Here is an 11,924-nt window from a genome sequence, read left to right on the forward strand (position 1 = left end):
GGCGGCTCAACGCGTCGCCTCGGGCGCACTCGTCACCACAGGCTTCACCATCACTGCCGGCTTTGGCGCCTGCTCGCGGACAAGCACCGGCGTGCCATCACGCAGCTTGAGCTGACCCGCACTGACCACCTGCGCCCCCTGTGCCAGTCCGCTCACAATCTCCACCACCGCATCGCGCCGCATGCCGGTGCTCACATCCACCCGCTGCGCCTTGCCCTCGAGCACCTGATACACAAACTGCACATTGCCCGGCGCCGCCACCAGTGCCGCCTCTGGCACCACCAGCACATCCGGCCGCTCGGCCAGCACCAGGCGCACACGGACGAACACACCGGGGCGCAAGCGCCCGCCGGGATTCGCCAGGCTGGCGCGCAAACGCAGGGCTCGACCCTGGGCATCGACCAGCGGGTCGATCGCATCGACCCGCGCTGCGAAAATCTCGTCTGGCAGGACGTCGGTCCTCAGCTCCAGCACCTGGCCCTGCTGCACACGGTCGAGGTAGAGCTCGGGCAGACGGAAGTCGAGCTTCAGCGTGGCGATGTCCTCAAGATTGATGAGCGCATCGCCGTCCTGGACGAAGTCACCCGGGCTCACGCTGCGAATACCCACCACGCCAGCAAAAGGCGCACGGATCACGGTGCGATCCAGCCGTGCCTGCGCCAGGTCCAGGTTTGCGCGCGCCAGATCCAGTTCGGCGCGCGCATTGTCGCGGCTGCTCTGGCTGACGAAATTGCGCGCAAAAAGGTCTTCGGTACGGCGTGAATTGGCGCTCGCCAGGGTCAGCCTGGCGCGCGCCTGCTGCAGTTCCGCGCGCTGCACGGCGCTGTCGAGTTCGACCAGCACTGCGCCACCTTGCACTGCCTCGCCGTCGCGAAAGCCGATGCGCGCGATACGCCCTGCAATCTCGGGTCGCAGCACCACCGATTCGTTGGACACCAACGAACCCACTGCGCTGACGTCGTACGCCATCGCCCGGCGCTCGACCGCTGCCACCTCCACCGTAACCGGCGCCGCAGCCAGGCCACCTCCCGTAGCCGGCGCCGCGGCCGTCCCCACCGCGCGTGGCTGATTTGCATACCAGCCATACGCTGCAACAAGGGCAAGAGCAAACACACACAGGGCAATGAAAACAGAGCGACGCGATGACATGGCAATCCGCGAGTGATCAAGAAAGATGAAACACCGCGATTGTCACACAGGACAGCGCATGCGGCCGCTGCGCACGCCTGACAAGCTCAGCATGCAGTCGAGTGCCGCACCCCGCGGCCTGGATGCGTTTCACGCGCCGCTCTCAGCGTCAGCGACATTGCAGCTGGCCCGACTGTGCGTGAACCACGCACTGCAGCGCACCACACTGGCAGTTGTGCAGCACCGAGGGGCCGGCACCGCTAGCCGGGTCGATCAAAGAGAGCCCACGCGAACACGTGCACTCCTGCGACGCCAGACTGAGCATGGGCTGTGCCTGCGCAGGCGTACTACCCGACCACAGGCTGAAGACAAGACCTGAAACGGAAACGACAACGACAACGAAGCCGGTAGCCGTCACCAGCAAGGATCGAGTTTTCATGAATGCGCTCCTTGAGTAATTCCGGGACGGCGAAGCGCCCGTCCACCTGCGCGCGCCGCTGAGCAATGTTGAACACAGCTACGCTCCGTTCACTGTATGCCTCGATGTCGCTGCGCGCTCGACTCTTGCCATCACCCCATTCCGCGCCGCCCGGAACCCGCCCTGGATCAGGGCTCCATGCAGGCAGGGCCTACGAAATGCGCACGGTAATTGCCATGAGTCTGCGAACCCTGGTGTGGACGGTGATCGCGGCCATCGGTTTGCGGCTCGTCCTGCGGCCGGGTCGATAGGTCCGTGTCGGCTTCCAGATCCTTCTTCGATGGAGAACTCCAATGAACAGTCCTCAAGCCCACGGTGACCTGACCCAGGATATGAACCGCGCGGCAGGCAGCCGAGGAACCCTTCCTGCGCCAGTTCGGCACCGCTGCCGCGCAGATTGAAACCCAGCGCACAACGATGATCCGCGCGATCTTTGCCGACGTCGTGGATCGCCCAGGCCTGGAAACAGAGCGTGCCGCGATCGCCCGCCTGCAGCACGAGCAGCAGCGTGTGCTGATTGAGCAGTTGCTCGCCGAGCGCGAGATCCTTGACGCCGAACAACGCAAACTCCTCGCACAGCTCCTGCTCGCGCAGCCAGAAAAGCCGTCAGCGCTTGAAGACCTGCATGGGCGCTAGTCCGGGCACCTCCGGCGAAAACCGTCCCGGAGATGTTTCGCCCATCGTCAGTCGTCAGCGACCGCGCTTGCAATCGCCCACATCAGCAACACCCCAAAACCAAGGATCAAACCCCATTTGAGCGCTGCGCACAGGGCGCTGAGCTGATAGATGAGGTCAGCATCGAAGCGCGGCATCTCGGTCAGCCAGCCATGAAAAGCGTTCTCCAGCGCATCCAGGGCCGCTGCCAGCGGCAGGCATAGACGCGCAAGGCGCTGCGCGCCAGACGAAAGCGACGCAAACAGACGCGTGCGTGTCGCCAGCAGCCAGCCAAACGCGCCGTAAGCGAGCAAGACCGCGTAATCGACGAGAAGAAAGCGCCGGTACAAGGCCAGGTCCTCGGGTGACCAGAGGTGGATGATGCGACCGAAGGTTTCTGCATCCCAGGTGAGCTGGAGCGCGACCGGCCCTGGCGTCAACACCCTCAGCTGCCACGCCATCACCAGCCACATCGAGGCGGCAAGCAGCCCGCTCACCCACAGCGCGCCCTTGCCCTCAGGTTTTTCAGCCATCCCGCATCTCTCCTTGCCCACCGCAGCCCGCTGCGGGTTGAAAAAAACCCGGTACGGGACCGGGTTTCCTTGCTGCTTGCGAGAGCCATGACGCTCGAGGCTCGCATCAGCTCACTGTGGTCTGCGCCTCGCCATCCGCACGCGCAGCGATGCGGCCAATGCGATACACCGTCTCGCCCGCCGCCTCGAGATGGGCCTGGACCGCATCCGCCTCCGTGTCGGCCACCACCACCACCATGCCGATGCCGCAGTTGAACACGCGGTACATCTCCTGCATGTCCACCTGGCCCGCCTCCTGCAGCCACTGAAACAGCGGCGGCAAGGTCCAGCTGCTGGCGTCGATGCGCGCGCTGAGCTCGTCGCGCAGGATGCGCGGCACGTTCTCGGTAATGCCACCGCCGGTGATGTGGGCCATGCCCTTCACCGTGCCCGGCATCGCCTGCATGAGCGCGAGCAGTGGCTTGACGTAGAGCCGGGTGGGCTCCATCACCACCTCGCGCAGCGTGCGGCCATGAAAGTCGGCGTCGAGATCGGGCCTGGCGCGCTCGATGATCTTGCGGATCAGCGAGTAGCCGTTGGAATGTGCGCCGCTCGAGGCCAGGCCCAGCACGACGTCACCGGGCACGATCTTGCTGCCATCGATGATGTCGGCCTTCTCCACCGCGCCCACCGCAAAGCCGGCGAGGTCGTACTCGCCGGGCGGATACATGCCGGGCATTTCGGCCGTCTCACCGCCGATGAGCGCGCAGCCGGAGAGCTCGCAGCCGAGCGCGATACCCTTGACCACGTCGGCAGCGGTGTCGACGTCGAGCTTGCCGCAGGCAAAGTAGTCGAGGAAGAACAAGGGCTCGGCGCCCTGCACCAGGATGTCATTGACGCTCATCGCCACCAGATCCTGGCCGACCGTGTCATGCTTGTTCCACTCGAAGGCGAGCTTGAGCTTGGTGCCGACGCCGTCGGTGCCCGAAACCAGCACCGGCTCCTTGTACTTCTTCGACAGTTCGAACAGCGCGCCGAAGCCGCCGATGCCGCCCAGCACCTCGGGGCGCATGGTGCGCCTGGCGAGCGGCTTGATGCGGTCGACCAGGGCGTCACCGGCTTCGATGTCCACACCGGCGTCGCGATAGGAAAGGGCGCCTTGATGAGGGGCTTGTTGGGAGGATTGGGATGCGCTCAAGATTTTTCCTCTGCACGCGCTCAAAGGCTGTGCTGGCGCCCCCTGGCGCAGGGCCTGACTTGAGGCCGCACCGCCAAGTGGCTACATTTACGGGTTTTGCGGGTGACCTGCGCCCGCGCCAAGTCCTCGATTTTACTTGAAATGAACCCTCCTCGCGCCGATCGTCTGCAAACCTATGTCTGGGCCGCGGCAGGCCTTGCCCTGGTCGCGCTGTTCTGGCTGCTGGGACCCATCCTGACCCCCTTCGTTGTCGGCGCCGTGTTCGCCTACATCGGCGATCCCGCGGTGAACTGGATGGTCGCACGACGCGTCCCGCGCACCCTCGCCGTGCTGCTCGTGATCGTCGCGCTGGGCCTGACCCTGATCGCGCTCGCCCTCATCCTGGTGCCTATGGTGTACCGCGAGGGCGTGCTGCTGATGCGCCGCCTGCCCGATCTGGTGGAGATGTTCAACGCTCAGGTAGCGCCCTTGCTGCAGGCAAGGCTGGGGATCGAACTGCAGCTCGAATCCGCCCAGCTCCGCCAGCTCATCGCCGACAACTGGACCAGCGCGCAGGACATCGTGCCCATCGTGCTGGGCCATCTCAAGACCGGTGGCATCGCAGTGCTGGCCTTCGTCGCCAACGTGTTCCTGATTCCGCTGGTGATGTTCTACCTGCTGCAGGAATGGCCGCACATCCTCATCGAGCTCGAGCGCATCGTGCCCCGCCCCTGGCTGGCACGGACGATGCGCATCATCAACGACATCGACTCGGTGATGTCCGAATTCCTGCGCGGCCAGCTCTCGGTGATGATGCTGCTCGCGGTGTTCTACAGCCTGGGGCTGTGGCTGGCCGGGCTCAATTTCTGGCTGCCGGTGGGCGTGGTCACCGGGTTGCTGGTGTTCATCCCCTACGTCGGCTTTGGCGGCGGCCTGATCCTCGCCATCCTGGCCGCACTCTTGCAGGCGGAAGGCTGGCCACTGCTCGCGGGCGTGGCCGCCGTCTATGGTATCGGCCAGGTGGTGGAGAGCTTCGTGCTGACGCCTTATCTGGTGGGCGAACGCATCGGCCTGCACCCGCTGGCGGTGATCTTTGCGCTGATGGCCTTCGGTCAGCTGTTTGGCTTTGTCGGCGTACTGGTCGGACTGCCGGTGAGCGCCGCGCTGCTGGTGGGGCTGCGCGAAGTGCGGCAGGCCTGGTTCGCCAGCCCGGTGTACCTGGGCAAGGAAACACCTGCGGTGGTCACGCCGCCGGATGTGGACGCATGATGAAGCAACTCGTCCTCGACATCCGCCCCGACGCTCCGCCCACGCTGGACAATTTTGTCGCCGGCACCAATGCCGAGCTGCTGGCGACGCTGTCGCTGCTGGCGTCGAGCGCCAGCGCGCGGCAGTTACCCGCACGCCACGTCTATGTATGGGGTGCGCCCGGCAGTGGTCGCAGCCATCTGCTGCGTGCCACGTTAGCCCAGGCCCAGGCCAGCGGCCGCCCCACCCATGGCTTTGGCGCTGCCGACATCGCTGCCGTATTGCCCGAAACCCCGGACGCCGTGCTGGCGATAGACGACGTCGACCAGCTCTCGGCCCCAGCCCAGGTCGCGCTCTTCAACGCGTTCAATCGCAGCCGCAGCAACGGTCAGACGCTGCTGCTGGCGGGGCCGAGCGCCCCGCTCGGACTGGCGCTGCGCGAAGATCTGCGCACGCGCATCGGTCAAGCCCTGATCTATGAAGTCCAGGCTCTGGACGACGACGCGCGCGCCGCCATCCTCCTCACCCTGGCCGCGCGCCGCGGCCTGCGCCTCGCCGACGAGGTGGTCGAGTTCTTGCTGCGCCACGGCCGCCGCGAGCTGTCCAGCCTGCTCGCCGTGCTGGACGCGCTCGATACCGCCTCGCTGGAGCGCAAGCGCCCCATCACCCTGCCCTTGCTGCGCGAGATGATGCAGCAGGGTCTGGAAATCTGAACCCCTGATCCACTGGCCGCAAGGCAGGGCGAGCCCGCCACACCGGACTTCCGGATCCGGGCGCTGACAATGCCTTGCACGGGCCGCCACCAAGCCGACCCAGATCCTTCATTGGAGCTTCAACATGAATCTTGTTCTCTTCGACCTCGACAACACCTTGCTCGCTGGCGACTCGGACTTCGCCTGGGCGCAGTTCCTCATTGGCAAGGGCGTGCTCGATCGTGAACTGCAGGAAGCAAAGAACATCGAGTTCTATGAGCACTACAAGGCCGGCACGCTCGACATCCACGCCTTTCTCGACTTTCAGCTCGCCCCGCTCGCGCGCCATCCGCGCACCGAGCTCGACGCCTGGCATCGCGAGTTCATGGAGCAGTCGGTACGCCCGATGATCACCGCCCAAGCCCGCGCCCTGGTGCAGGAACATCTCGATAGCGGCGCCCTGGTCGCCGTGGTCACCGCCACCAACGCCTTCGTCACCGCACCGATCGTGCGTGAATTCGGTATTCCCCATCTGGTTGCCACCATCCCCGCCCAGGAAGGCGGCAGCTTCACCGGCAAGCCGCGCGGCCTGCCGGCGTTCAAGGAGGGCAAGATCGACCGTGTCGACGCCTGGCTGGAGTCCTACGGCCTGCATCTGGGCGGCTTCGAGCGCAGCTGGTTCTACAGCGACTCGCACAATGACCTGCCCTTGATGGGCAAGGTCTCGGACCCGATCGCGGTGGACCCGGACGACATCCTGCGCGCGCATGCAGATCAGCACGCCTGGCCGGTGATCTCGCTGCGCTGAGGCGCAAGCCGCGCTCGGCGCTTGCCTCCATCGGTTATCATTGCCGGCTTATGCAAGAACCCCCCTCTTCCCGATGATCCGCAAGCTGCTGCGCAAGGTTTTCAAGCGCCCGGAGCACCCTGTCCGCCGCGAACCCGCCCATATCCCGGTCGAACACCATAAGGTTCGACGCGAACAACTCTCACCCGCGGCACGCAAGGTGTGCGTCGTCCTGCAGGAGAATGGCTACAAGGCCTTCGTCGTCGGCGGTGCCGTGCGTGACCTGCTCATCGGTCATCCCCCCAAGGACTACGACGTCGCCACCAGCGCCACGCCCGAACAGGTACGTGCCGCGTTCCGCCGCTCGCGCATCATCGGTCGCCGCTTCAAGATCGTGCATGTGATGAGCGGCGCGGAGACGATCGAGGTCTCCACCTTCCGCTCCAGCCATGACACCGAGTCGGCACACACCGACGAGCACGGCCGCGTGCTGCGCGACAACGTGTACGGCAATCAGGAAGAGGATGCGGCGCGGCGCGACTTCACCGTCAACGCCCTTTACTACGACCCCAGCTCCGAGACCATTGTCGATTACCACCACGGCGTGGCCGACATCCAGCAGAAAACCCTGCGCATGATCGGCGATCCGCGCACGCGCTACCGTGAAGACCCGGTGCGCATGTTGCGGGCGGTACGCCTGGCCGCCAAGCTCGGGCTGGCAATCGACCCCGCGGCCAGCCAGCCGATCCGTGACATGGCGATCCTGCTCGAGAACGTGCCCGCAGCCCGCCTGTTCGACGAGATGCTCAAGCTCTTGTTTTCGGGCTATGCCGTCAAGTGCCTCAAGCAACTGCGCGAGGAAGGCCTGCACCACGGCCTGCTGCCGTTGCTGGACGTGATCCTCGAACAGCCGATGGGCGAGCGCTTCGTCTGGCTGTCGCTGGAGAACACCGACGAGCGCGTACGTCAGGACAAGTCCGTCTCCCCCGGGTTCCTGTTCGCCACCTTGCTGTGGCATCAGGTGCTGGTCGCATGGAAAAGGAAGCAAGAGGCCGGAGAACACTCCCAGCCGGCCCTGTTCGAGGCCATGGACGAAGTGCTCGATGCCCAGGCGGGCAAGCTCGCCATCACGCGCCGCATCGTCGGCGACATCAAGGACATCTGGGCGCTGCAACCGCGCTTCGACAAGCGCGCGGGCAAGACCCCCTACCGCCTCATCGAGCTGCCACGTTACCGCGCCGGCTGGGACTTCCTGCGCCTGCGCGCGCAGGCCGGCGAAATCCCCATGGAGAGCGTCGACTGGTGGGATCGCTTCGCCCACGCCGGCCACGATGAACGCGACGCGCTCATCCGCCAGGCCCCCGCCGAGGCCAGCCCAGCGCCCAAGAAGCGACGCCGCAAGCGGCGCAAACCGGCAGGCAGCGCGGCCGATATCAACACGAGTACCCAGCCCGCCGACACGCCCGCGGCCACGACCGGAGCAGAGCGCTGAGCACGATCGCCGCTGCGGGCGACGCGGTGCGCGCCTTCATTGCCTTCGGCGCCAACCTGGGCGACCCGTCAGCGGCCTTCGTGAGCGCGCTGCAGCAACTGGGCGCCCTGCCGGGCACCCGTGTGGTGGCCCATTCCTCGCTCTATCGCACCGCGCCTGTGGGTGTCGAACACCAGCCCGACTACATCAATGCCGTGATCGAGCTCAAAACCATCGTCGCTGCACGTGCGCTGCTTGCCGCGATGCTCAACATCGAGCACCACAACGGCCGCCGGCGCGACTTCGCAATGGCACCGCGCAGCATGGATCTCGACCTGTTGCTGTATGGCGAGGCCACGATCAACGAGGATGACCTCCAAGTGCCCCACCCGCGCATGCATCTGCGAGCCTTCACCCTGGTGCCATTGGCGGAGATCGCACCCGAGATCGTCATTCCCGCGCACGGCAGGGTCATCGATCTCCTGCCCGGGGTGGCTGGGCAGGAGATCGCGCGTTGCTAGCGCGTGCACCAATGGACGCGGCACTCCCCGGCTCTGTCGAGGCGGCGCAAGCTGCAGGCGTGCATCACCCAGTCAGAACCACCCCAGGCCGACAGCGGTCCAGCGCGCTTGACGAGCGCAGGGCCGCCTTGTGTATGCTTGCTGCGGTTCATCTCCCATCCCGCAGCCAGGCAAGGGCAAAGGCGACTGCGCATGCTCGACAAAGCACACTACATCGTCGTTGAAGGCCCGATCGGCGCCGGCAAGACCTCACTCGCCAGGCGGCTCGCCGAACGCCTGCAGAGTGAAACCCTGTTCGAACAGGCCGAGCACAATCCCTTCCTGTCGCGCTTCTATCAGGACCCGGAACGCTGGGCGATGGCCACGCAACTGTCCTTTCTCTATCAGCGCATGGACCAGCTCGCGGCGCTCGGACCGATCGGAGAAGAGCGTCGGCTGGTGTCCGACTTCATTATCGACAAGGACAAGCTGTTTGCCGCGCAGAACCTCAGCACTGACGAGCTCGCGCTGTATCAGCGCATCCATGACGACATCAAACCCGCGCAAACCACCCAACCCGACCTCGTCGTCTATCTGCAAGCCCGCCCCGAGCGGCTGATGGAACGCATCCGCAAGCGCGGACTGGACGCCGAGCGCCACATCACCGAGGCCTACCTGCAACAGATCGCCGACCGCTACACGCGTTACTTCTACCAGTACGAGGCGGCCCCACTGTTCATCGTCGACGCCGGACAGCTCAACCCGGTCGACAACGATGAGGACTTCGAAATGCTGCTTGCCCGCCTGCGCGACATGCGCGGCTACCGCGAATTCTTCGGCTATGGCGGGTAAACCCTAGGCCAATTCCACGGCAATCAACTTGTGCAATGCACCATTTTGGTGAAAACTCCGCCCTCCCATAAGGAGCGATGAATGAGCTATCTCCAGGACCAGAAGCCCGTCACTCTGTTCGAACTTGGCAAGATGCGCGCGGAAGCTCGCAAGATCGTCATGCTCACCGGCTACGACGCGAGCTTTGCAGCCCTTCTCGGCCGTGCCGGGGTCGATGTCGTGCTGATCGGCGACTCCCTTGGCAATGTGCTGCAAGGGCAGAAATCGACCCTGCCGGTCACCCTCGAACACATGGCCTACCACACCGAGTGCGTGGCGCGCGGCGGCGCGCGCGCACTGGTGCTGACCGACATGCCCTTCGGCAGCTATCACGAAAACCGCGAACAGGCGATGCGCAACGCAGCCCGCCTGATGGCGGCCGGGGCGCAGATGGTGAAGCTGGAGGGTGGCGAATTCATGGCCGACACCGTGCGCTTCCTGGTCGAGCGCGGCGTGCCGGTGTGCGCTCACATCGGCCTCACACCACAAGCGGTCAATCAGCTTGGCGGCTATCGCGTGCAGGGCCGCAGCGATGAAGGCGCCGCCCGCCTGAGGGCCGACGCGCTGGCCCTGGAGCAGGCCGGCGCCGCGCTGATGGTGATGGAGATGGTGCCCGCAGCATTGGCCACTGAGATCACCGCCAGCCTCAAGACCATGGCCACCATCGGCATCGGCGCGGGCCCGGGGTGTGATGGTCAGGTGCTGGTGCTGCACGACATGCTGGGCATCTTCCCCGGCAAGACGGCGCGCTTCGTGCGCAACTTCATGGCCGGCGCAGACAGCATCGAGGACGCGGTTGCCCGCTACGTTGCAGCCGTGCGTGAGGGCAGCTTCCCCGCACCCGAACACTGCTACTGACCCCAGCGCTGTCCGTATCCCTGATATCCCTGACTTCGTGCCCCTGACCGGCACGGCACTCAACCTCTTTGCGACTCCCCCATGCAGATCCATCACACCATCGCGAGCCTGCGCGCCGCCCGTGCCATCGCCGGCAAGGTCGCTTTTGTTCCGACCATGGGCAACCTGCACGAAGGCCACATCACGCTGATGCGCGAGGCAGGCGAGAAAGCCGACTGCGTCATCGTCAGCATCTTCGTCAATCGCCTGCAGTTCGGCGCCGGCGAGGACTTCGACCACTATCCGCGCACGCTCGCGGCCGACTGTGAGATGCTCGCGGCAGCCGGGGTGAAACATGTATTTGCACCCGACGAAACCGAGCTCTACCCGCAGCCACAGCGCTACCACGTCGATCCGGCGCCCGCCCAGGTGTCGATTCTGGAAGGTGAGTTCCGCCCCGGTCACTTTCGTGGGGTGGCGACGGTGGTGCTCAAGTTGCTGAACATCGTCCAGCCCGACTATGCCTTGTTCGGCAAGAAGGACTACCAGCAGCTGATGGTGCTGAGCAACATGGTGCGCGAGCTGGCGTTGCCGGTCGAAGTGCTGGCAGGCGACACCGTGCGCGCCGATGACGGGCTCGCGCTGTCATCGCGCAATGGCTACCTGAGCGCCGCCGAGCGCGCGCGCGCGCCCTTGCTGCATCAGCTTCTGTGCCGGATTCGCGATGCAGTGCGTGCAGGCGATCACGACCTGCTCAAGCTTGAAACCGACGCCCTCGACGCGCTCGCTGCCGCGGGCTGGCAACCTGACTACATCGCCGTGCGTCGGCGCGCGGACCTGCAGCCGCCGGTGCACATGGACGACGCCCTGGTCGTGCTCGCCGCTGCCAAACTGGGGCAGACCCGCCTCATCGACAATCTGGAAATCTGACGTCGCGGGGTAGCAGGCTTCGCTCCTGCTTGCACTCGGCCGTTCTTGGTACCACTCTATGTAAAATTCCGGCCGCGCAAGCGCGGCCACCTGGTGGCATTGTCATAGAAACTGAAGGAGGGAGAAAAGCGATGGCGACGAGCGTTAAACAAGTCCTTGAGCAAAAAGGCACCACTTTCCACGCAGTACGTCAGACCGATTCGGTGTTCGACGCCCTGTCCTTGATGGCGCAGTTCGATATCGGCTGCGTGCTGGTCACCGAGAACGAGCGCCTGATCGGCATTTTCACCGAGCGCGACTATGCGCGCAAAGTCGTGCTCAAAGGGCTCATGTCACGCGATGCGCGCGTGGGTGACCTGATGACGGCCAACCCATGCACGGTCACGCCGGCCAGCACGGTCGATGAGGTCATGCACACCATGACCGAGAATCGCTTCCGCCACCTGCCCGTCGTGCAGCACGGCAAGATCATCGGCATCGTCACCATCGGCGACATGGTGAAGTCCCTGGTCAGCCAGCAACAGCACACGATCAAGCATCTCGAGAGTTACATCGCCGGCGATCTGGCCGCAGAGTGAGCTTTCCCCTGCATTGAAAGCACAGCGCCGGGTCTTGAGCC

At 65.1% G+C, this 11,924-nt stretch carries 13 protein-coding genes and 1 pseudogene; 10 read left to right on the forward strand and 4 right to left on the reverse strand.

The genetic code is table 11. The annotated features are described in order from the left end of the window. Nucleotides 1-6: 6 nt before the first annotated feature. Nucleotides 7-1,149: an efflux RND transporter periplasmic adaptor subunit gene (locus M622_RS0119840; protein ID WP_052028668.1), complete on the reverse strand. Its 1,143-nt coding sequence runs from the start codon at nucleotides 1,147-1,149 to the stop codon at nucleotides 7-9. Between the two features lie 148 nt (nucleotides 1,150-1,297). Further along, nucleotides 1,298-1,567 (reverse strand): hypothetical protein, encoded by a 270-nt coding sequence (locus M622_RS23570; protein WP_021248028.1) that lies wholly within the window; start codon nucleotides 1,565-1,567, stop codon nucleotides 1,298-1,300. 396 nt (nucleotides 1,568-1,963) lie between these two features. Between M622_RS23570 and M622_RS39250 the strand changes: the two are divergent. Continuing rightward, nucleotides 1,964-2,242: pseudogene (locus M622_RS39250) on the forward strand (periplasmic heavy metal sensor); the annotation flags it as partial. Between the two features lie 47 nt (nucleotides 2,243-2,289). Here the strand turns inward: M622_RS39250 and M622_RS23580 are convergent. Both M622_RS23580 and purM read right to left on the reverse strand, forming a co-directional pair. Next, nucleotides 2,290-2,793, reverse strand: coding sequence for a hypothetical protein (locus M622_RS23580; RefSeq protein ID WP_021248030.1), 504 nt, complete (start codon nucleotides 2,791-2,793; stop codon nucleotides 2,290-2,292). Nucleotides 2,794-2,899: 106 nt separating this feature from the next. Then, complete coding sequence (gene purM / locus M622_RS23585) at nucleotides 2,900-3,970, reverse strand: phosphoribosylformylglycinamidine cyclo-ligase (RefSeq protein WP_031346238.1); 1,071 nt, start codon at nucleotides 3,968-3,970, stop codon at nucleotides 2,900-2,902. Nucleotides 3,971-4,111: 141 nt separating this feature from the next. On the opposite strand from purM, the gene M622_RS23590 reads away from it, so the two are divergent. The 9 genes from M622_RS23590 to M622_RS23625 all read left to right on the forward strand — a co-directional run bounded on the left by M622_RS23590 (nucleotide 4,112) and on the right by M622_RS23625 (nucleotide 11,883). Further along, nucleotides 4,112-5,218, forward strand: coding sequence for an AI-2E family transporter (locus tag M622_RS23590; protein ID WP_021248032.1), 1,107 nt, complete (start codon nucleotides 4,112-4,114; stop codon nucleotides 5,216-5,218). After that, complete coding sequence (gene hda / locus M622_RS0119850; RefSeq protein ID WP_031346239.1) at nucleotides 5,218-5,910, forward strand: DnaA regulatory inactivator Hda; 693 nt, start codon at nucleotides 5,218-5,220, stop codon at nucleotides 5,908-5,910. The genes M622_RS23590 and hda overlap by 1 nt, the downstream gene beginning before the upstream one ends. 124 nt (nucleotides 5,911-6,034) lie before the next feature. Continuing rightward, nucleotides 6,035-6,697: a histidinol-phosphatase gene (locus tag M622_RS23595; RefSeq protein ID WP_021248034.1), complete on the forward strand. Its 663-nt coding sequence runs from the start codon at nucleotides 6,035-6,037 to the stop codon at nucleotides 6,695-6,697. 73 nt (nucleotides 6,698-6,770) lie between these two features. Continuing rightward, nucleotides 6,771-8,168: a polynucleotide adenylyltransferase PcnB gene (gene pcnB, locus M622_RS23600; RefSeq protein ID WP_021248035.1), complete on the forward strand. Its 1,398-nt coding sequence runs from the start codon at nucleotides 6,771-6,773 to the stop codon at nucleotides 8,166-8,168. Nucleotides 8,169-8,194: 26 nt separating this feature from the next. Then, on the forward strand, nucleotides 8,195-8,668 hold the full coding sequence (gene folK / locus M622_RS23605) for a 2-amino-4-hydroxy-6-hydroxymethyldihydropteridine diphosphokinase (protein WP_021248036.1): 474 nt from the start codon (nucleotides 8,195-8,197) through the stop codon (nucleotides 8,666-8,668). Between the two features lie 192 nt (nucleotides 8,669-8,860). Next, nucleotides 8,861-9,499, forward strand: coding sequence for a deoxynucleoside kinase (locus M622_RS23610; RefSeq protein ID WP_021248037.1), 639 nt, complete (start codon nucleotides 8,861-8,863; stop codon nucleotides 9,497-9,499). 81 nt (nucleotides 9,500-9,580) lie between these two features. Next, nucleotides 9,581-10,396 carry a 3-methyl-2-oxobutanoate hydroxymethyltransferase gene (gene panB / locus M622_RS23615; protein WP_021248038.1) on the forward strand — a complete coding sequence of 272 codons (816 nt, stop codon included), beginning with the start codon at nucleotides 9,581-9,583 and terminating at the stop codon, nucleotides 10,394-10,396. An 81-nt stretch (nucleotides 10,397-10,477) separates the two neighbouring features. Beyond that, nucleotides 10,478-11,305 carry a pantoate--beta-alanine ligase gene (gene panC, locus M622_RS23620; RefSeq protein WP_021248039.1) on the forward strand — a complete coding sequence of 276 codons (828 nt, stop codon included), beginning with the start codon at nucleotides 10,478-10,480 and terminating at the stop codon, nucleotides 11,303-11,305. 131 nt (nucleotides 11,306-11,436) lie between these two features. Further along, entirely contained in the window at nucleotides 11,437-11,883 is a 447-nt protein-coding gene (locus M622_RS23625) for a CBS domain-containing protein (protein WP_021248040.1), read from the forward strand. The last annotated feature ends 41 nt before the right edge of the window (nucleotides 11,884-11,924 follow it).

This window comes from Thauera terpenica 58Eu, assembly GCF_000443165.1.
In the GTDB taxonomy this organism is placed as follows: domain Bacteria; phylum Pseudomonadota; class Gammaproteobacteria; order Burkholderiales; family Rhodocyclaceae; genus Thauera; species Thauera terpenica.

Excerpts from the sequence above, each read along its gene's own strand:
- M622_RS23610 (WP_021248037.1), top strand. The coding sequence starts at position 8,861 with ATGCTCGACAAAGCACACTACATCGTCGTTGAAGGCCCGATCGGCGCC.
- M622_RS23590 (WP_021248032.1), top strand. The coding sequence starts at position 4,112 with ATGAACCCTCCTCGCGCCGATCGTCTGCAAACCTATGTCTGGGCCGCG.
- M622_RS23595 (WP_021248034.1), top strand. The coding sequence starts at position 6,035 with ATGAATCTTGTTCTCTTCGACCTCGACAACACCTTGCTCGCTGGCGAC.
- panC (WP_021248039.1), top strand. The coding sequence starts at position 10,478 with ATGCAGATCCATCACACCATCGCGAGCCTGCGCGCCGCCCGTGCCATC.
- panB (WP_021248038.1), top strand. The coding sequence starts at position 9,581 with ATGAGCTATCTCCAGGACCAGAAGCCCGTCACTCTGTTCGAACTTGGC.
- M622_RS23580 (WP_021248030.1), bottom strand. The coding sequence starts at position 2,793 with ATGGCTGAAAAACCTGAGGGCAAGGGCGCGCTGTGGGTGAGCGGGCTG.
- M622_RS0119840 (WP_052028668.1), bottom strand. The coding sequence starts at position 1,149 with ATGTCATCGCGTCGCTCTGTTTTCATTGCCCTGTGTGTGTTTGCTCTT.
- hda (WP_031346239.1), top strand. The coding sequence starts at position 5,218 with ATGAAGCAACTCGTCCTCGACATCCGCCCCGACGCTCCGCCCACGCTG.
- M622_RS23570 (WP_021248028.1), bottom strand. The coding sequence starts at position 1,567 with ATGAAAACTCGATCCTTGCTGGTGACGGCTACCGGCTTCGTTGTCGTT.
- M622_RS23625 (WP_021248040.1), top strand. The coding sequence starts at position 11,437 with ATGGCGACGAGCGTTAAACAAGTCCTTGAGCAAAAAGGCACCACTTTC.
- pcnB (WP_021248035.1), top strand. The coding sequence starts at position 6,771 with ATGATCCGCAAGCTGCTGCGCAAGGTTTTCAAGCGCCCGGAGCACCCT.